This is a genomic window from Bradyrhizobium cenepequi (genome assembly GCF_020329485.1).
Lineage (GTDB): Bacteria > Pseudomonadota > Alphaproteobacteria > Rhizobiales > Xanthobacteraceae > Bradyrhizobium > Bradyrhizobium cenepequi.
The window spans coordinates 430,650-450,085 of sequence record NZ_JAGKJI010000002.1 but is presented as its reverse complement, the minus strand read 5'-3'; the positions used below and the strand labels follow the sequence as shown (position 1 = coordinate 450,085).

General features: G+C 62.8%; 18 protein-coding genes. 10 read left to right on the top strand and 8 right to left on the bottom strand.

Translation table 11 applies throughout. The features are described from left to right. Positions 1-8: 8 nt before the first annotated feature. Complete coding sequence (locus tag J6497_RS05360) at positions 9-1,205, bottom strand: ABC transporter substrate-binding protein (protein ID WP_225703176.1); 1,197 nt, start codon at positions 1,203-1,205, stop codon at positions 9-11. A gap of 298 nt (positions 1,206-1,503) precedes the next feature. Between J6497_RS05360 and J6497_RS05355 the strand changes: the two genes are divergently transcribed. Continuing rightward, complete coding sequence (locus J6497_RS05355) at positions 1,504-2,235, top strand: cytochrome c biogenesis CcdA family protein (protein ID WP_225703175.1); 732 nt, start codon at positions 1,504-1,506, stop codon at positions 2,233-2,235. Positions 2,236-2,244: 9 nt separating this feature from the next. Here the strand turns inward: J6497_RS05355 and J6497_RS05350 are convergent, their stop codons facing one another. After that, positions 2,245-3,663 carry an FAD-binding oxidoreductase gene (locus J6497_RS05350; protein ID WP_225703174.1) on the bottom strand — a complete coding sequence of 473 codons (1,419 nt, stop codon included), beginning with the start codon at positions 3,661-3,663 and terminating at the stop codon, positions 2,245-2,247. A gap of 83 nt (positions 3,664-3,746) precedes the next feature. On the opposite strand from J6497_RS05350, the gene J6497_RS05345 reads away from it, so the two are divergent. After that, positions 3,747-4,262 carry a thioesterase family protein gene (locus J6497_RS05345; RefSeq protein WP_225703173.1) on the top strand — a complete coding sequence of 172 codons (516 nt, stop codon included), beginning with the start codon at positions 3,747-3,749 and terminating at the stop codon, positions 4,260-4,262. Between the two features lie 9 nt (positions 4,263-4,271). On the opposite strand, the gene J6497_RS05340 is transcribed toward J6497_RS05345, so the two are convergent. Beyond that, positions 4,272-4,445, bottom strand: a complete 174-nt coding sequence (locus J6497_RS05340) for a DUF1328 domain-containing protein (protein WP_225703235.1) — start codon at positions 4,443-4,445, stop codon at positions 4,272-4,274. Positions 4,446-4,726: 281 nt separating this feature from the next. Here J6497_RS05340 and J6497_RS05335 point away from each other — a divergent pair, with 281 nt between their 5' ends. From J6497_RS05335 to J6497_RS05315, 5 genes are all read left to right on the top strand, one after another. After that, positions 4,727-7,267, top strand: coding sequence for an ATP-dependent helicase (locus tag J6497_RS05335; RefSeq protein WP_225703172.1), 2,541 nt, complete (start codon positions 4,727-4,729; stop codon positions 7,265-7,267). A gap of 75 nt (positions 7,268-7,342) precedes the next feature. Further along, positions 7,343-7,537: a type II toxin-antitoxin system HicA family toxin gene (locus J6497_RS05330; protein WP_225703171.1), complete on the top strand. Its 195-nt coding sequence runs from the start codon at positions 7,343-7,345 to the stop codon at positions 7,535-7,537. Positions 7,538-7,545: 8 nt separating this feature from the next. Then, entirely contained in the window at positions 7,546-7,836 is a 291-nt protein-coding gene (locus J6497_RS05325) for a type II toxin-antitoxin system HicB family antitoxin (protein WP_225703170.1), read from the top strand. Positions 7,837-7,966: 130 nt separating this feature from the next. Then, positions 7,967-8,890, top strand: a complete 924-nt coding sequence (locus J6497_RS05320; RefSeq protein WP_225703169.1) for an ABC transporter ATP-binding protein — start codon at positions 7,967-7,969, stop codon at positions 8,888-8,890. 159 nt (positions 8,891-9,049) lie between these two features. Then, entirely contained in the window at positions 9,050-9,811 is a 762-nt protein-coding gene (locus J6497_RS05315; protein ID WP_225703168.1) for an ABC transporter permease, read from the top strand. A 110-nt stretch (positions 9,812-9,921) separates the two neighbouring features. On the opposite strand, the gene J6497_RS05310 is transcribed toward J6497_RS05315, so the two are convergent. Further along, entirely contained in the window at positions 9,922-10,254 is a 333-nt protein-coding gene (locus tag J6497_RS05310) for a hypothetical protein (protein ID WP_225703167.1), read from the bottom strand. A 287-nt stretch (positions 10,255-10,541) separates the two neighbouring features. Here J6497_RS05310 and J6497_RS05305 point away from each other — a divergent pair, with 287 nt between their 5' ends. From J6497_RS05305 to J6497_RS05295, 3 genes are all read left to right on the top strand, one after another. Beyond that, the gene (locus J6497_RS05305) at positions 10,542-11,312 is read left to right on the top strand and encodes a L,D-transpeptidase (RefSeq protein WP_225703166.1); all 771 of its coding nucleotides are present in this window, start codon (positions 10,542-10,544) and stop codon (positions 11,310-11,312) included. A 255-nt stretch (positions 11,313-11,567) separates the two neighbouring features. Next, entirely contained in the window at positions 11,568-11,822 is a 255-nt protein-coding gene (locus J6497_RS05300; protein WP_225703165.1) for an acyl carrier protein, read from the top strand. A gap of 31 nt (positions 11,823-11,853) precedes the next feature. Then, entirely contained in the window at positions 11,854-13,575 is a 1,722-nt protein-coding gene (locus tag J6497_RS05295) for a fatty acyl-AMP ligase (protein WP_225703234.1), read from the top strand. On the opposite strand, the gene J6497_RS05290 is transcribed toward J6497_RS05295, so the two are convergent. The 4 genes from J6497_RS05290 to J6497_RS05275 form a co-directional block, all read right to left on the bottom strand. After that, positions 13,576-14,586: a hypothetical protein gene (locus J6497_RS05290; RefSeq protein ID WP_225703164.1), complete on the bottom strand. Its 1,011-nt coding sequence runs from the start codon at positions 14,584-14,586 to the stop codon at positions 13,576-13,578. It lies immediately after the preceding gene. Further along, positions 14,561-15,943, bottom strand: a complete 1,383-nt coding sequence (locus J6497_RS05285; protein WP_225703163.1) for an MBOAT family O-acyltransferase — start codon at positions 15,941-15,943, stop codon at positions 14,561-14,563. Before J6497_RS05285 ends, J6497_RS05290 begins: the two co-directional genes overlap by 26 nt. A 61-nt stretch (positions 15,944-16,004) precedes the next feature. Next, positions 16,005-16,910 carry an acyl-CoA desaturase gene (locus tag J6497_RS05280; RefSeq protein ID WP_225703162.1) on the bottom strand — a complete coding sequence of 302 codons (906 nt, stop codon included), beginning with the start codon at positions 16,908-16,910 and terminating at the stop codon, positions 16,005-16,007. A gap of 171 nt (positions 16,911-17,081) precedes the next feature. After that, positions 17,082-19,343, bottom strand: a complete 2,262-nt coding sequence (locus J6497_RS05275) for a spermidine synthase (RefSeq protein ID WP_225703161.1) — start codon at positions 19,341-19,343, stop codon at positions 17,082-17,084. Positions 19,344-19,436: the final 93 nt, after the last annotated feature.

Genomic DNA, 19,436 nt, shown 5'->3' with positions numbered 1-19,436 from the left:
CCGGCGGCCTATGTATAGCCCGGCGCGAGCGCGAACGTGCCGTTCTTGGCGGTAGAGGCCTCCGACATCACGATCTCTTCGGTCGGATAGCCGTTATGCTGCGTCGGCGTGAACGTGTAGGTGCCGAAATAGCCGGGATATTTCGACAGCGTGTTCCAGTATTTGACGATACCTGCGCTCTCGGTCGAGCCGCTCTCGGCAACCGCCTTGGCGATCAATTCGATCGCATCGATGCCGCCTGCGACCCACCACAACAGCGTGTCGTTGAGCGAGACGTTCGCCTTGGCCAGCCGCGCGACCAGCTCCTCGCTCTTCGGCGGCAGCTTGCCGGAAGCATCGTAGCTGCAGCTCTTGTAACCGATCGCATAGACCTTCTTCCAGTTCTCGGGCTTCTCGACGAGACCTGCGAGTTCTCCCGAGGCCAGCGATGGATGGCCGACGAACGGCACGTCCCAGCCCATAGCGGCGCGGGTGTTGAACATCCGCGCCTCCATGCCGGTCGTGACGCTCCAGACCACGATGGCCTCGGAGCCGACATTCTTGGCGCGCAGCATGTCGGGCGTCATGTCGGGCTGGGTCGCATCGATATTGGCCTGGTAGACGACGTCGGCGCCATCTTTCTTGAACGCCGCCACCGAGGCACCGACGGCGGTGACGCCATAGCCCGTGGTATCGCCGATGACCGCGACCTTCTTCACCTTGAGAACGTTGAGGCAGTAGTTGCGCACCGCATCATCCCACTGGCTGTTCGAAGGCGCCATGCGGAAAGCGTTCGGATATTTCTTGGTGTCGATCAGGCTTTCGACCACGCAAGGATGGATGTCCGGGATCTTGGCGCGGCCCATGATCGGCGTGGTGGCGAGCGCTTCGCCCGAATTGAACGGCCCCCAGATGGCATGAACCTTGGCCTGGCTGATCAATTCCTGCGTCGCGTTGACCGCCTTGGTCGGATCGCCCTGGGTGTCGCGCATGACAAGCTCGATCTTGCGGCCCTTGACGCCGCCGGCCGCGTTGAGGTTCTCCACCGCAAAGTTGATGCCACGGTTGAAACCGACGGTCGGCGCGGAACTCGGGCCGGTGATCGCCGCGAGGCATCCGATCTTGATCGGCTCAGACTGGGCAATGGCGGGCTTTGGGAATGAAAATGATGCGGCGCCCAAGGCGCCGGCGCTTCCCAACAGCACGTTGCGGCGTGAAATAGCCATGTGATGCTCCCGATCGTTTCCTTTTGCGGCGCCCGTCTTTAGACTGCAGGCGTCCGCATGTTTTTTGTTTTTCCCGGCTCGCAGCCGAGGCTTGTGGCGGGAATTAAGTTTGAGCCAGAGGGGACCGGCTTGTCCAGCGTTTATCCCGCAGTGCTGAATGCGCGGAGACGATTGGCGAACACTGCCCGGACACGGGCCTGTGACCGACCTCGCGGGCTTTGAGGCATGAAACCTCTGGAAACTTGTCGCCGTCCACGCCAATAGGTTGCCACCAGATGCCGTTCTCGAAGGTCAGTTGATGCACGATGTCTCCATCCCGGCAGCCTTGATCGCCGGCCTCGTCAGTTTCCTGTCGCCCTGCGTGCTGCCGCTGGTGCCGCCCTATCTGGTGTATCTGACCGGCGCGACGATTGAGCATGTCGCCCATGACGAGAGCGCACAGGCATCCAAGCGCGCGGTGATGGCGGCAGCCTTGATGTTCGTGCTCGGCTTCTCCACCGTGTTCGTGGCGCTCGGCGCCAGCGCGTCCCTGATCGGCGGGCTGATTCGCGCCTGGTCGGCGCAGCTTTCCATCGTCGCCGGCATCGTCATCATCGTGATGGGGCTGCACTTCCTCGGGCTGACGCGGATCGGACTATTGATGCGCGAGGGCCGGATGAGCATGCCCAAGCCTGTCGGATTGTGGGGCGCCTATGCGATGGGGCTCGCCTTTGCCTTCGGCTGGACGCCCTGCATCGGCCCGATCCTCGCCGCGATCCTTTCGATCGCAGCGGCAGAAGCGACGGTAACCAAAGGCGCGGCGCTGCTTGCGATCTATTCCGCCGGGCTCGGCATCCCCTTCCTGCTCGCAGCATTCGCGGTCGAGCAGTTCTCGTCACTGTTCCTGCGGATGAAGCGGCATCTTCGAACGGTCGAGCATGTCATGGGCGCGCTGATGGTGATCACCGGCATCGGCTTTCTGACCGGTGCCGTCACCAGTGTCAGCATATGGCTGCTGGAGACGTTTCCGGCGCTGCAGAATATCGGCTGAGCAATATTCCTACGCGGCCGGAATGATCTTTCCGGGATTGAAGATGTTCTGCGGATCGAACGCCTTCTTCAGTGCCCGCATGGCGTCGAGCGCCTCCGGCCCAAGCTCGGCTTCGAGGTATTTCTGCTTGCCCTGGCCGATACCGTGCTCGCCGGTGCAGGTGCCGCCCATCGCCTGCGCGCGCTCCACGAGGCGATGCATGAACTCCTCGCCGCGCGCCATCTCCTCGGCGTCGTCGACGTCGCAGACCAGCGAGCAATGGAAATTGCCGTCGCCGACATGGCCGACGATCGGCGAGAGCAGGTTGAGCCGCTTCAGATCCTGTTCGGTTTCGGTGACGCAATCGGCGAGCCGCGAGATCGGCACACAGACGTCAGTCGCGACCACGCCGGAGCCGGGCCGCAGCGCTTTCACCGACCAATAGGCGTCATGCCGCGCCTGCCAGAGTTTCGTGCGGTCCTCAGGCCTGGTGGTCCAGGTGAAACCGAGCCCGCCGCATTCGGAGGCGATCTCCTTGAAGTTCTTCGACTGCTCGGCGACCTCGGCCTCGCTGCCGTGGAACTCGAGCAGCAACAGCGGCGTCTCTGGCAGCGACAATTTTGAATAGGAATTGCAGGCCTTCACCTGCGCCGCATTCAGCAGTTCGATGCGGGCGACGGGAATGCCCATCTGGATCGCCAGGATCGTCGCCTGGCAGGCGCCCAGCACGGTCTCGAAGGAACATGCGGCTGCCGCGATCGTCTCGGGGATGCCGCGCAATTTGATCGTGAGCTCGGAGATGATGCCGAGCGTGCCCTCGGCACCGACGAACAGATGCGTCAGGTCGTAGCCGGCCGAGGATTTCTTCGCCCGCGTGCCTGTCGTGATGATCTCGCCGTCGCCGCGCACGACCTTCAGCGCCAGCACGTTCTCACGCATGGTGCCGTAGCGCACCGCGTTGGTGCCGGAAGCGCGCGTCGCGGTCATGCCGCCGAGCGAGGCATCGGCGCCGGGATCGATCGGGAAGAACAGGCCCTGGTCGCGCAGATGCTCGTTGAGCGCCTTCCGCGTGACGCCAGGCTCGATCACGCAGTCGAGGTCCTCGGCATGCACGGCGAGCACCCGGTTCATGTCGCGCAGATCAATGCAGATGCCCCCGGCCGGCGCGTTCACCTGCCCCTCCAGCGAGGTGCCGGTGCCGAAGGCGATCACGGGAACGCGGTGTTTGGCGCAAATCCGCACCACATCCTGGATGTCGGCGGTCTCCTGCGCCATCACCACCGCGTCCGGCGGCTGTGGCGGCAGCCAGGTCGTGGTGTGGGCATGCTGCTCGCGCACCGCCTGCGAGGTGATCAGGCGGTTGCCGAAGCGCGCCGCCAACGCGTCGATCGCGCCCTTGAGGGCCTGCGGCTCCGGACGCGTCAAATTGCTCGAAATCGTAGTCGCCACGTGAAATTTCCTCCCGGCTTCAGCCGACCGTGGCAAACGTTATATAACGGGTCAAGTGAGCTAATCGAACTAGCAGGGATGGAATGATGACGACTGTTAATGCCGCCAGGAACGCAAAACTGCCCTCAGCCCCGTTCCTGTCCTCGGTGATGCAGATCGAACCGCAATGGATAGATTATAACGGCCACCTCAACATGGCCTATTACAACGTGATGTTCGACCGCGCCATCGACGAGATCTGGCTGCAGCTCGGCATCGGTCCCGCCTACAAGAAAGAGCGCCACGGCTCGACCTTTACTGCCGAGTGCCACGTGCGGTACTTGCGCGAGGTCCACCTCGGCGATCCCCTGCAGGTGACGGTCTATCTGCTCGGCGCCGACGAGAAGCGACTGCACACCTTCGAAGAGTTGCGCCACGCGACGGAAGGCTGGATCTCAGCCACCTCCGAAAACATGTCACTGCATATCGACATGAACTCGCGCAAGGTCGCTCCATTTCCATCCGATATCCGCGCCCGCATCAAGGCGATCGCGGATATCCACGCATCTGTCCCGCGCCCTGAGGGCATCGGCCGCAACGTGGCGATGCCCTCGAGATAACGCGGGTGCCTAGACCCTTGAGCGGCCGCGCACCAAGCCCACGACTGCCGAGATCAGGAACAGGATGATGGCGATGAAGAAGATCGTCTTGGCGATTTCAATGGAGACGCCGGCGATGCCGCCGAAGCCCAGAATGCCCGCGATCAACGCGATGATCAAAAACGTCACGACCCAGCCTAACATGGCCAAACCCTTTGCTTTCCGTTTCCACTGGCACGATTGATCATCGCGCCGGACTTGAGAAAACAATCCGCCCCCAAAACGAAGGTTCCGGGCCTGAAAATCGCGAAATTTGCGGTTTTCGAAGGAACAAATCGCACGCTGGCCATGGCAGGCAGCGCGGCACGAGAGGCGGATAAAGCCTGTCAAAACACAGGAAGAGGCCCTATATGGCCCTAATCCCTGCTAAGAAGGCTTCCCCTTCACCGCACCACGGTGCCATCGTGGGGGCCAAACGATTCGCAATGACTGAGCCGAGCAAGCTGTCCCATCAGGCCGTTCCCGAGCACCAGCCGCAGGCTGGCGGCATCGCCGCGCGCGCCCGCGCCGCCGCCGGCCCGCAATACCTCGCAGGGCTCAATCCCGAGCAGCGCGAGGCGGTGGAGACGCTCGACGGTCCGGTGCTGGTTCTGGCCGGCGCCGGCACCGGCAAGACGCGGGTGCTCACCACCCGCATCGCCCATATCCTGAGCCAGGGCCGCGCGCGCCCGCACGAGATCCTGTCGGTGACCTTCACCAACAAGGCGGCGCGCGAGATGAAGCTGCGGCTCGGCCAGATGCTCGGCCAGGCCGTCGAAGGCATGCCGTGGCTCGGCACCTTCCATTCGATCGCCGGCCGCATTCTGCGCATCCACGCCGAGCTGGTGCAGCTCAAGTCGAACTTCACCGTGCTCGACGTCGACGACCAGGTGCGGCTGCTGAAGCAACTGCTGCAGGCGGAGAACATCGACGACAAGCGTTGGCCGGCGCGGATGCTGGCCGGATTGATCGATAGCTGGAAGAACCGCGGCCTGACGCCGTCGCAGGTGCCGGCCGGCGAGGCCGCAAGCTTCGCCAACGGCAAAGGCGGCAAGCTCTACGCGAGCTATCAGGAACGGCTGAAGATCCTCAACGCCGCCGATTTCGGCGATCTCCTGCTCGAGAACATCCGCCTGTTCCGCGAGAACCCGGATGTGCTCAGGCAATATCAGAACCGCTTCAAGTTCATCCTGGTCGACGAATATCAGGACACCAATGTCGCGCAGTACTTGTGGCTACGGCTGCTCGCGCAGGCGCCGTCGCATACTTCGACCTCTCCCCGCCTGCGGGGAGAGGTCGGATTGCACAGCAATCCGGGTGAGGGGCTCTCTCCGCCAGGGTTGCTCGCAGAGGCAGCCCCTCTCCCCGCAAGCGGGGAGAGGGAGAAGGTTCCTTCGAAGAACATCTGCTGCGTCGGCGACGACGATCAGTCGATCTATGGCTGGCGCGGCGCCGAGGTCGACAACATCCTGCGCTTCGAGCACGATTTTCCCGGCGCGAAAGTTATTCGCCTCGAGCGCAACTACCGCTCGACCGGCCATATCCTTGCCGCCGCCTCGCATCTGATCGCGCACAATGAAGACCGGCTTGGCAAGACCTTGCGCACTGAGGACGAGGACGGCGAGAAGGTCACCGTCACCGGCTCCTGGGATTCGGAAGAGGAGGCGCGCGGGATCGGCGAGGAGATCGAGGATCTGCAGCGCGCCGGCGAGAACTTGAACGAGATCGCGATTCTGGTGCGAGCCTCGTTCCAGATGCGTGAGTTTGAAGACCGCTTCGTCACGCTTGGCCTGCCCTATCGCGTGATCGGCGGTCCGCGCTTCTATGAGCGCGCCGAAATCCGCGACGCGCTGGCTTACCTCCGCACGATCAATTCGCCGGCCGACGATCTCGCCTTCGAGCGCATCATCAACGTGCCGAAGCGCGGGCTCGGCGACGCCACCGTGCAGTTGTTGCACGATCACGCCCGCAAGCGCCGCATTCCCCTGTTCGAGGCGGCGCGCGCCGTGGTCGAGACCGACGAATTGAAGCCGAAGGCGCGCGGGAGCTTGCGCGATCTCGTGCTGCAGTTCGACCGCTGGCGGGCGCAGCGCGACGTCACCGCGCATACGGAGCTGGCCGAGATCGTGCTCGATGAGAGCGGCTACACCGAGATGTGGCAGAAGGACCGCTCGGCGGACGCCGCCGGCCGGCTCGACAACCTCAAAGAGCTCATTCGCTCGATGGAGGAGTTCGAGAACCTGCAAGGCTTTCTTGAGCATATCTCGCTGGTGATGGACCGTGACGGCGAAGCGGGCGAGGAAGCGGTGTCGCTGATGACGCTGCATTCCGCCAAAGGATTGGAGTTCGATAACGTCTTCCTGCCCGGCTGGGAGGAAGGCCTGTTTCCAAGCCAGCGCACGCTCGACGAGCAGGGCCGCGCCGGGCTGGAGGAAGAGCGCCGTCTCGCCCATGTCGGGCTGACCCGCGCCCGGCGCCGGGCAAAAATCTATTTCGCCACCAACCGCCGTATCCACGGCACCTGGTCGACAACGATCCCCTCGCGCTTCCTCGACGAACTGCCCGCGCATAATGTCGAGATCACGGAATCCAAGGGCGGCTCCGGCTGGGGCGGCGCCGGCGGCTACGGCCCCTCGCGCTTCGACAATGTCGAAGCCTTCGGCTCGAGCTACACGACACCCGGCTGGCAGCGCGCCCAGGCCAACCGCGCCCGCAACCAGAACCGCGGCGGCTCACGCGGCGGATTCGATGAGCAGCAATCGCCCTTCGGCGGCTTCGGACGGAACAAGCGCGCACCCGTTGTGATCGAGGGCGAACTGGTGGCGAAATCAACCGGGACCGTTTCTGAATTCTCGCTTGATGACCGCGTGTTCCACCAGAAGTTCGGCTACGGCCATGTGGTGAAGATCGACGGCAACAAACTCACCATCGCCTTCGAGAAGGCCGGCGAGAAAAAGGTGGTCGATAGTTTCGTGGAGCGGGTGTAGGAGAGGGCCCGCGGGGTCGCTCACTTAACGCTGGCGGACAGGCTTTAAGGTCTACATGATCCAGGGAGAGGTTTCATGTTGACCAACAGGCGCGAGATTATACGCCGCTTGGAGCGAGAAGGATGGATACTTGTTCGCGTTACCGGTTCTCACCACGTGTTCAAGAATCCCATATCCAGCGAAACGCTGGTCATTCCGCACCCGAAGAAAGATTTGGGAAAAGGTTTGGTGCGCGCTATCTATAAAGGTGCAGGCTGGAAGCCCGATTGAGGTTAGCCATGGCTCACTACGTCGCGATTATTGAAGATGCCGGACCTGAACACAGCATTGGTGTCTGGTTTCCGGACCTGCCCGGCTGCACTTCCGGCGGCGATGATATCGATGAGGCCTTGCGCAATGCGCCGGAGGCCTTGCAGCTATATGCGGAAGGTCTTGAAAGCGACGGCAAGCCATTGCCGCGTCCGCGAACATTAACCGAGCTGAAGGCCGATCCGGAGGTCGCGAGCGACATCAGGACCTATATGGTTGCTCTGATTGAATTGCCCGCGCGCGCTCACGCGGCGGAGTGAACCGATCGTCGTTTCGACGGATTGCAGAACCCGCCAAGCGTACCTATGTAGTGGCCGCCCCTCCTCTCGCGCGGCCAAGCGTCGCGTCACCCCTTGCCACATTTCCTGCTCAGTCCGTCACCATCAGCCCATGTCGCCGATCATTTCCGTTTCCAATCTTTCAAAGATCTATGGCTCCGGCTTCAAGGCGCTGAAGAACATCAACCTTGATATCCGGCGCGGCGAGATTTTTGCGCTGCTCGGGCCGAACGGCGCCGGCAAGACGACGCTGATCAGCATCATCTGCGGCATTGCCAATCCGAGTGAAGGCAGCGTCTCGGTCGACGGCTATGACATCATCAAGTCCTACCGCCCCGCACGTTCGCTGATCGGCCTCGTGCCGCAGGAACTGCATACCGATGCCTTCGAGACGGTGTGGGCGACCGTGAGCTTCAGCCGCGGCCTGTTCGGCAAACCGAAAAACCCCGCTCATATCGAGAAGGTGCTGAAGGATCTCTCACTGTGGGAGAAGAAGGATTCCAAGATCATCACGCTGTCGGGCGGCATGAAGCGGCGTGTGATGATTGCGAAAGCGCTGTCGCACGAGCCGCAGATACTGTTCCTGGACGAGCCAACCGCTGGCGTCGATGTCGAGCTACGCAAGGGCATGTGGGAGGTGGTTCGGACGCTGCGGGATGCCGGCGTCACCATCATCCTGACCACGCATTACATCGAAGAGGCCGAGGAGATGGCCGACCGCATCGGCGTCATCAACAAGGGCGAGATCATCCTGGTCGAGGACAAGGCCAAGCTGATGTCAAAGCTCGGCAGGAAGCAGCTCAAGCTGCATCTGGCACATCAGATCGACGCCATCCCACCGGCGCTTGCGCCCTATCATCTCATGCTGTCCGAAGGCGGCACCGAGCTGATCTATGATTACAGCACCGCGGGCGAACGCACCGGCATCACCAGCCTGCTCGGCGATCTCCGCAATGCCGGAATTCGTTTCTCCGACCTCGAGACCAGCCAGTCTTCGCTCGAAGATATCTTCGTCAGCCTGGTGCGGCAAGTTTGAAGTTCCTATCAGAGTTTGCCGCACCCTCGTCATAGGAACTTCAAACTTAATGCCGTACCAGAATCATAGATTTGCTACCGCTCCTCTGATTTCGAAGTTCGCATCGGAGGCTCCGCGAACGCGTGCGAACTTCGAAATCAGAGCGCTAGTGAGGGCGCCATGAACTATCGAGCGATCCGCGCAATCTATTTGTTCGAAATGGCGCGCACCTGGCGCACTCTGTTGCAGAGCATCGTCTCGCCTGTCGTGTCGACCTCGCTTTACTTCGTGGTGTTCGGGGCTGCGATCGGCTCGCGCATCACGGAAGTCGAGGGCGTCAGCTACGGCACCTTCATCGTGCCGGGGCTGGTGATGCTGTCGGTGCTCACGCAAAGCATCACCAATGCATCCTTCGGCATCTATTTCCCGAAATTCGTCGGCACGATCTATGAAATCCTGTCGGCGCCGCTCTCCTATTTCGAGATCGTTATCGGCTATGTCGGGGCGGCCGCGACCAAATCGATAATCTTGGGGCTCATCATCCTGGCGACGGCTGGATTGTTCGTGCCGCTGCACATCAATCATCCGATCTGGATGCTGACCTTCCTGGTGCTGACTGCCGTCACCTTCAGCCTGTTCGGCTTCATCATCGGCATCTGGGCCGATGGATTCGAGAAGCTGCAGATGATCCCGATGCTGGTGGTGACGCCGCTGACGTTCCTCGGCGGCAGCTTCTATTCCGTAAACATGCTGCCCCCGGCCTGGCACACCATCGCCCTGCTCAACCCGGTGGTCTACCTGATCTCCGGCTTCCGCTGGAGTTTCTCCGAGATCGCCGACGTCAGCGTCGGCCTGAGCCTCGGTACGACCCTGGGCTTCCTCGCCATCTGCATGGCGATCGTCTGGTGGATCTTCAGGACAGGTTATCGGCTCAAGCATTGATTGCCTGGCCGTCATTCCGGGGCATGCGAAGCATGAACCCGGAATCCAGAGATCGCGGCGCGAGGTACCCGGCTCGCGCTCACGCGCGCCCTACGACTCTCCTCACGGCGTCAGCGATAGCAGCGGAAACGACCTGAGCGCGTGTAGTAGCCGCGGCAGCGATGGCCACGATGCCAGCCGCGATTGGGCAGGCCGAGCACGCCATTGACCGCACCCACGGCGCCGCCGACGCCGGCGCCGACGGCACCACCGACCACGCCGCCGACCGGACCGGCGATCCGATTGCCCTCATGGGACCCCTGCTGCGCGCCGCGCACGATGCCTTGAGCGTGTCCGAGATGGGGCATTGCAAGCAATGCGAGGATGATGGCGGCGGCCGCAAGCACGAGCCGCGCCGGAGTGGCGCGAAGCACCGCCGCCGTCTTGACGTTGGTCTTCTTCATGGCAAATCCTAAAATGCACGGCAAATCGTACCGTCTGGCGGGAGTGTGAAACGCCCTTGCGGCCAAATGGTTGCGCGTCTGTGACGAATTCGAGTCACGCGTTCACAACTCGCGAAAAAGTCAGCAACCTGGCACCCGATTCCTTCGATCGCGCCTTGCTTGCGCCGTTCGTTGTATTAACGATGCATAGGCGGGCTACTGGAACCTGAGCCGGATTCCAGGCATATTGGATGTCGGGGACGGAGAGCCACGGCGCTGCAATGTAAGGCCTGGAGGGCCCAAGTAAGATGCGTACGTTCCTCGTTGCTTTCACCGCCCTGACGCTGGCATTTGCCGGCGCCGCACAAGCCAAAGTCGCCATCACCGTCGACAAGGACAATCAGCAGATGACCGTCGCGGTCGACGGCGTCGAGCGGTATCATTGGCCGGTCTCGACCGGCATCCCCTCCTACGAGACGCCAAGCGGCAGTTTCCGCACCTTCCGCATGGAGGAAGACCACTTCTCCAAGGAATTTGACGACGCGCCGATGCCACACTCGATCTTCTTCACCAAGATCGGGCATGCGATCCACGGCACGGACTCGGTCAACCGCCTCGGCAGCCCCGCTTCCCATGGCTGCGTGCGATTGTCGCGCGAACATGCGGCCACCCTCTACGCGCTGGTGCAGGAGCAAGGCGTGCTCAACGCCACGGTGACGCTGACTGGCTCCTCGCAGGTGGCGCTCGCGCGCAATCCGAAGCGCGGCAACACTGCAGTCGCCCGCCGCGCCCCGCAGCAGTACGATCGGCAATATGACGCCGCCGCCGCTGGCGATCCTGTCGTGATCACGCCGCAACAGCAGCAGCAACTGCCGCAGGTCCGCGCCGACGACGGCTACATCTATCCGGCTGACGGCAGCTCCACCTCGCAGATGTATCCGGCGCCGCGCAGCCGCCGCGTCTACGATACACAGACTTACTATCGCCAGCCGCAGCAAAATTCCGACCGCTACGCGCCGGCGCCGCAAGGCTATTACTATCAGCAGCGCCCGCGCGGGTTCTTCACGTACCAGGACTGACGAGCGCAGAACTGGTCGACATCTCAGAGCGGGATGACTTCGTCATCGCGCTCTGTTTCTTTCTGCACCTGATTTCTTTCGGTGCCTGCGCCCGATCTCCGCGCAAACCTCTCGCTTTCTCCTGAAAGTCCGCTCTAAGCCACGCCGTCCTTCACGTCCGGAACGTGGACGATCGTCATCGACACGCTTACGTGAGCCTAAATTGACAACGGCCGCTGCAGCCGTATTGTGTCTAATTGTTTCGCTGGATTTCCCATGACACAGGAAGAAATATCCGGTTTTTGCGTGAATTCGCTCGCGAAGGTGCTGCGGATCACCAAGGACCGGATCAAAACCGACACGAAATTCAACCGGCTCGGGCTCGATTCGGCAATGGTTGTCTATGTCATGATGGAACTCGAGGAGAAGCTCGACCTCGAGCTTTCGACCGACGACTTCTACGACTATCCCACGGTCGACGCGCTGTCGCGTTACCTCGCCGAAAAGCTCGCGGCCCGCTCCGCCGCCTGATCCCTATCGTCGCCGGATATCATTGACCAAGATGGAGACGTTTTCCTCGCTGGTGGCGCTGCTGGCAAAGCGGGCGGAAACGCAGCCCGACGCGCGCGCCTACATCTTTCTCTCCGACCGCGGCGCGGAGGAAGCGGTCCTCAGCTTTCGCGAGTTGCATGACGCGGCCCGCACGCTGGCGGTGCGGCTCGGCGAAGTCACCCGGCCCGGCGATCGCGCGATGCTGGTGTTTCCGCCCGGCCTCGAATTCGTCGTCGCCTTCTTCGGCTGTCTGATCGCGCGCGTGATCGCGGTGCCGATGATGATGCCGCGCCGGCAGAGTGCGCGCGACTCCAGCGCCGCGATCATGGCCAATTGCGAACCTGCGATCGCGCTCACCAGTTCCGCCTTCGCCATCCGCGGCGATCTGCAGGAGCGGTTTTCGCGCGAAGGCCTGCAGTGGCTGGCAGTCGATCTCGATCCGGCGCGAGCGCCAGCTGCGGCCGATCTGCCGCTTCCCGCCCGAGAGGATATCGCCTTCCTGCAATATACGTCGGGATCGACGTCCGAGCCCAAGGGCGTCGCGGTGAGCCATGGCAACCTGCTCGCCAATCTCGAGATGATCCGCATCTCGCTCGGCAACACCGAGCGATCGACCTATGTCAATTGGGTGCCGCTCTATCACGACATGGGGCTGATCCTGAACACGCTGGAGGCGCTCTATGTCGGTGCGCTCTGCGTGCTGATGGCGCCGAACGCCTTCACCCAGCGCCCGCTCAACTGGTTGCGCGCGATCAGCGATTATCGCGCCGAGGTCGCGTGCTGCCCGAATTTCGGCTATGACCTCTGCGTCAGCCGCTATCGCGCCGAGCAGATGCAGGGCGTCGATCTCACGTCCTGGAAGATCGCGCTCAACGGCGCCGAGCCGGTGCACGCCGAAACGATCGAGCATTTCATCAAGACCTTCGCCGATTACGGCTTTGATCCCCGCGCCACATTCCCGGCCTATGGCATGGCGGAAGCGACGCTTTTGATCTCCGGCGGCAGTCGTGGCGCCGGCCATGTGACGCGCGATGTCAGCCGCGCGGCGCTGCAGGCGCACCGGGTCGAAGCCCCGGCTGATGCGGCGGACAGCCAGACGCTGGTCGGCTGCGGCCGCGCGCTTGAAGGCGAACGGATCGCGATCGTCGATCCCGACACCTGCGCGCGGCTGCCCATCGACCAGGTCGGCGAGGTCTGGGTCAACGGTGCCAATGTCGCGGGCGCCTATTGGAAGAATCCGGAGGCGACCAAGGTCGGCCTGCACGCGCGCATCGCGGGCGATGACGAGGGCGCGAACTGGCTGCGCACCGGCGACCTCGGCTTTCTCGATTCCGCGGGCGAACTCTTCATCACCGGACGGATCAAGGACCTCATCATCGTCCGCGGCATCAACCACTATCCGCAGGATATCGAACGCGCGGTGCAGGCGGCACACACCGCGCTGCGCGCCAATTGCGGCGCGGCGTTCTCCGTCAGCGACGAGCATGGCGACGAAACGCTGGTCGTCGTGCAGGAGGTCGAGCGCACCGAGCGCAACCGCATCGACGGCGCCGAGATGAAGGGGCTGATCCGCGAGCATGTCACCGGCCAGCACGAATTGTTCGCCCGCCATATTGTGCTGATCCGGCCGGGAACGCTGCCGAAGACCACCAGCGGCAAGATCCAGCGCAGACTGGCGCGCCGGCTGTGGTCCGAAGGTGGGTTCGAGGATCTCGCCGCGGACGCGGATTGATCAGAAATCGATCTTCGCCGCCTCGCCGTCGCGGATGCTGGCGGCGATGCCTTCCATGATCTTGGTCGCGATGCTCGGGCGGTAGTGGATGAAATCCGCGAAATTCGCGCGGTCCCGGGTCAGCGCATTGTCGACGCGGTAGTTGATGAAATTGCTGTTCGGCCGGCCGGCCACGATCCGTTTCAAGGCCGCATTGCACGCCTCGCGGTCCGCGGCGGCCGGCATGCCGGGCTGCGGCATCTTGCTTTGGAGGGTCGGCGGCACGATGATGACGACGCTGGTCTCGGGCGGGAGCTTCTTGACCGCCGCATCAAGCCGCGCGACGTCCGGAAGCGTCTCGCGCTCCGCGACACTGGCCGCAGGCGGCGGATCGCGCGGGGCACTGATTTCGCGGAAGGTGCCGGGCAGCCAGATGTCCTCGTAGCTGAAGAAGCCGGTGGGGTCCTTGCGCTGATGCCAGCCGAGGCCGATCGAGAGCCGTTGGAACGTGCGCTCGATCGTCGTCCAGGACAGCAGGCGCATCGCGTAAGGGAGCGAGCTCTCGCCATAGAGCCAATCGGGGAAGGTGCCCGGCGGCGACTGCACCGGCACATGGGCGCACCACCAGGGATCGACAACGAATACCAGCGCCCCCACCCGCTTGTGATGACGCAGGAAGAAATCCAGCAGCATGAGCTGCTCATGGGGATTACCGCCGGTCATATAGAGCTGCACGAAACGCAGGCCGGTCGCCTTCGACAGTTCCGTCGGTTCAAGCATCTGCGCGGTCGAATTGCCGATGATGGCGGAATCGAAATCCGGATCGCGCGCGCGGCTGGCCGCCGACGTCAGCGTGTTCCGATCGTCGACGCCGTCGATCCCGAGCAAGCCGAACTTGCCGGTGTCGTAGGGATCGACCAGGATCATCAGCGCGTAGAGCAGCAGCAGACCGCCAACGAGCGTGCCGACACAGTTGGCTAGGCAGCGTCCCCATTCGGGGGACGTGTCAGAACTGGTAGTAAGCGAAGCCACGAACGTTCCCTTCTCCGAGCAAGATCAGGATGGTCAGCAGGCCGAGGCCGGCCACCACACCAAGCCAGGGGCGCGGCCGCTGCATCACGCGTTCGACGATGTCCTGGGTCGCCGGCAGCAGGAAGGCCATCAGCGGGACGACCACGAGCGGCCACAAATGCTTGCCCTCCGACAGATTGGGCGCAACAGTGAGGCCGTGGAAGATGTTCAACGCCGCATCCAGAGTACCGGCGCGGAAGAACACGCCGGTCAGCAGCACGAAGATCACCGTCAGCGCCCATCCGGCGAGCGCGGGCAGCCGCGGGCCATAGCGGCGCCACAACGAGCAGACGACCAGCGCCAGGCCATGCAGCGTGCCCCACAGCACGAAGGTCCAGCTGGCGCCGTGCCAGAGGCCGCACAGCGCCATGGTCAGCACCATCACGGCGAAATATTGCAGCTGGTAGAAGCGCCGCGGCACCATGCGCTTGTTGGCGAGCGGAAAGAACAGGTATTCGCGCAGGAACGTCATCAAGGTGATGTGCCAGCGCTGCCAGAAGTCCTGGATGCTGGTGGAGCGGAACGGCGCATCGAAGTTGTACGGCAGCTTCACGCCGAACAAGAGGCCGAGCCCGACCGCGATGTCGGAATAGCCGGCGAAGTCGTAGAGGATCTGGATGCCGAAAGCGAGCGCCAGCCATGCGTCGCCATTGCTCACGGGACCTTCGAGCGCCCGCGCATAGATGGGATCGATCAGCCGCGCAATGCGGTCGCCAAGCAGGATCTTTTCGACGAGCCCGATCAGGATGAAGGCAATGCCGACGCAGAATTCGCGCTGCCAGCCCGGCACATAGACCTTCTTGCCGAACTGCTCCATCACCTGCGACCAGCGCACCAGCGGCCCGGCCAGCGCCTGCGGGAAAAAGGAAATGTAGAGCGCATAGCGCTGCAGCGCATAGGTCGGCGCCTTTCCCTTGCGCAGATCGACCAGATACATGATGTGGTGGAAAGTGAAGAACGAGATGCCGAGCGGCAGCACGATGTCGAGCACGGGCATCGGCCGGCCCAGCACAAGGCCGATATTGTAGGCGAGGAAGTTGGCGTATTTGAACCAGCCGAGGACGCCGAGATTGGCGATGATGGCCGCGGTGATGATCCACGGCATCTTGGTTCTGGCAAAGGCCATCGCCGCGAACCAGTTGACCGCGATCGAGAAGATCAGGAGCAGGACGAAGGGCGGATTGCCGTAGGCGTAGAACACCAGCGACATCAGGACCAGCGTCCAGATCCGCCACTGCGGATGCAAATCGACCAATCGATAGATCAGGATTGCCGCCGGCAGGAAGCCCAGCAGGAAGGGATAGTCGTTGAACAGCATCAGCCGGCGATCTCAGGCATGACCGAGGTTACTCACCTTATCCGCCGGAAGCCGACGACTATCAGTGCTCGAGTTCGGCAACCCCTGGCGCCGGCTCGTGCAGCCGGCGCAGCGCGATCTTCTCCGCGCTCGGCACCTTGACGTTCCAGGCCAGTCCCAGCGCGGCAAGCAATCGGATGAAGAGATAGCCCGGATCGAATTCGAACCATCGCAACCCGAACGCCGCCGAATAAGGGAAGGCATGGTGATTGTTATGCCACCCCTCACCCCACGCCAACCATGCCATTACGCCGAGATTGCGGCTATTGTCATCCCTCGTGCGGTAAGGACGTGCACCGAAGCTATGCATGACCGAGTTGATCGCCGACATCGCCTGTTCGACCGCGAACATGCGCGCCGCGCCACCCCAGAGGAACCCGGCCACCGCCCCCCACAGGCTGCCGGCGATCAGCCCGCCGATGGCGGTCGGGATCAACAGCCCCAGCAGCACCCAGACGTAATAGTAGCGGTTGACCCGGACCAGCGTCGGCTGCGCCATCAGGTCCGCAACGTAATGGGCGACGTTCGGATAATCATGCTCGATCATCCAGGTCAGATGTGCATGCAGGAAGCCGCGCAGGCGCCCGAGGAAGCTCTCGCCATGCAGATTGGGTGAATGCAGATCGCCCTCGTGATCGCTGAGCTCGTGATGGCGACGATGCATCGCGGCCCATGATACCATCGGCCCTCTTCCCGCCATCGAGCCCATGATGATCAGCATCGCGCTCACCACTGTCCCGGTTGCGAAGGCGCGGTGCGTGAACAGCCGGTGATAGCCGACGGTGAGGCCGAGCCCCGTGACCAGCCACATCGCGAAGAACAGGCTAACCTCGAGCGCCCCGATCGGGCGATAGAACAAGGAGCCAAGCGCGATCCATGTCCCGATGAATGGCAATACATCAAACAGGATGAAATGCTGCCGCTGCAATCGATGAAAGTGCCGGCTCCGGATAATCCGATGGTCGCGCATGATGAATGGAACAATTGGGAAACAAGTTCCATCAGTATAGAGTCCACCCACGACCCGCAACCGTTGCGGCGGATTGTCCGGCCAAATCGCGAACGCGGGCTGCCGGTGTTGCAAAAATATCGAGTTCACCTATTCGCCGTCGCGCAATCGCCGGTAAACGGCGCCCAGAATATTGGAGTAATCGTCGGTCCAGACCCGCTGCTTCTCATCGGCCTCGCTCTCGGTCCACTGGTCCGACGAGGCGAGTTTGCCGACATCGGCGTCCTCGCGCGCGGAGATCACGACCGAAGTTGAGAAAATATACTCGCTGTCGCGGCCGGAATCCTCACTGTAGACCCAGCTCTTGAGGTCGTTGGCCTCGGCGATGCCGACCACCACGCTGGAAAGCTCGAGGTGACGGTTCGAAACGTGCATCACGACCGCGCCCTGCGGCGCCAGCTTTGACTTGTAGATCGCCATCGCCTCATGCGTCGCCAGATGGATCGGGATCGCATCGGATGAATAGGCGTCGACGATGATGAGGTCGTAGATGCCGTCAGGTTCGCGGGCGAAGGTGAGCCTGGCATCGCCGATCACCGGCTTCAGATCGGGCGCGCAATTCTGGATGTAAGTAAAATATTTCGGGTCGCGCGCGGTATCCACCATGGTCTGGTCGATCTCGAAGAACTTCCATTGTTCACCCGGCTCCGCGGCGCAAGCGAGCGTGCCAGAGCCGAGTCCGATCACGGCGACCTTAAGCGGCGCGCCCTTGCGCTCGCGCAATGCCGTGATCGCCTGCCCGATGCCGCCGTCCTTGTAGTAATAGGAGATGGGTTCGGGCCGCCCGGTTGCCGGCGTGCCGTCGTCATTCTTGAATCGCTCGGCGCCGTGAATGGTGGTGCCATGCATCAGCACGTGATACTGGCCGTTCGGCGTCACCACGATCTTGTGCACGCCGAAGAAGCTGCGCACCGTGTCGACCCGACCTTCGTCGGAAGGGTAAGTGCGCAACAGCACCAGCGCGACCACGACGGTCGCGAAGATCTTCCAGCGGCCGGCGTTGACCGTGAGCGCAAGCAGCGCCGACAGCACGCCGACCGTGCCGATCACCCACGCCCGCCGCTCATCGAACCAGTTGAACAGCGTCCCGGTTGAATAGGACGGCGCGATCAGCGCCACTGCGAGCACGGCAAGAAATGGCCAGTACCAGGCGCTCCAGCGCGGCAACCGCTCCTGCCCGCCGGATGGCCGACACAGCGCAGCGAGCGCCAGCAGGATCGGGTATTCCGCCACCCAGGAGAAGGTGAACGGCGCGATCAGGCCAGCGAACAGGCCGCCAACCATGCCGCCGAACGACAGCGCCACATAGAAACCGGTCAGGTATTTCGCCGCCGGCCGGGTCCGCGCCAATTCACCATGGCAGGCCATGGCGATGATGAAGAAGCAGATCTGGTGGCCGCCGAGCGTCAGCAGCAGACTTTGCTCACCGCCGACCGCAAGCAGGATGATGACGCACGCGATTGCGATTGGCTGCGCCTGCAGCATGAATTTGTGCGAAAAAAGCGGGCGCGACTGGAACACCAGCACCCAGGTCAAAAGGTAAAGCGACAGCGGCAACACCCAGAGCAGCGGGGCCGCCGCAACGTCGGTCGAGATATGCACGGTTACCGCGATCAGAAGTCCAGAGGGCACCGCGGCGAGGAAGATCCAGCGCAAACGCAGCAGCCAAGAGGGCGCGGGCGCATCGGAATCATCGGCCGGCAAATTCAGCGCCGCCGCGCTCGCAGGCGAGCGCAACAGCAGCACGCCGCAGCCCGCGATCAAGAGGATCAACAGCCCATAGCCGCCAGTCCAGATCAGGTTCTGCGTGCGCAGCGCGAACATCGGCTCCAGCAGCACCGGATAGGATAACAATGCGAGAAAGCTGCCGATGTTCGAGGACGCGTAGAGGAAGTACGGATCGGGACCGTTCGGATGGCCGGTGCGCACGAACCAAGCCTGCAGCAGGGGGTTGTTGGCGGCAAGCGCGAAAAACGGGAGGCCGATCGAGACCGCGAACAGGCCGAGCAGCCAGAACGCGTAACCGGAGCTCGGCGGATCGCCCCAGCCGCTCCGGATCGCGAGCGGCAATGTCAGCATGGCCGCGACCAAAACCAACAGATGCACCGCGACCGGAGCCGCGCGATTGCTCAGCTTCATCAGGTAATGCGCGTAGGCGTAGCCGGCCAGCAGCAGCGACTGGAAGAACACCATCGCCACGGACCACACCGCCGGTGAGCCGCCGAGCCGCGGCAGCACCATCTTGGTGAACAACGGCTGCACCGAGAACAAGAGGAGCGCGCTGACGAAGATCGCGGAGGTGTAGACGATCAATACCAGCCGGTTTCGCGCGGCGGATGGCTTGGAAGTCATGAAAACTCCGGCTTGGGCCCGGCGGACGCCGACGGCGGGATTTCCGGCGGAGGCACGCCAGAGGTTTCTAGTTGAGCATATGGCAGCATGGCG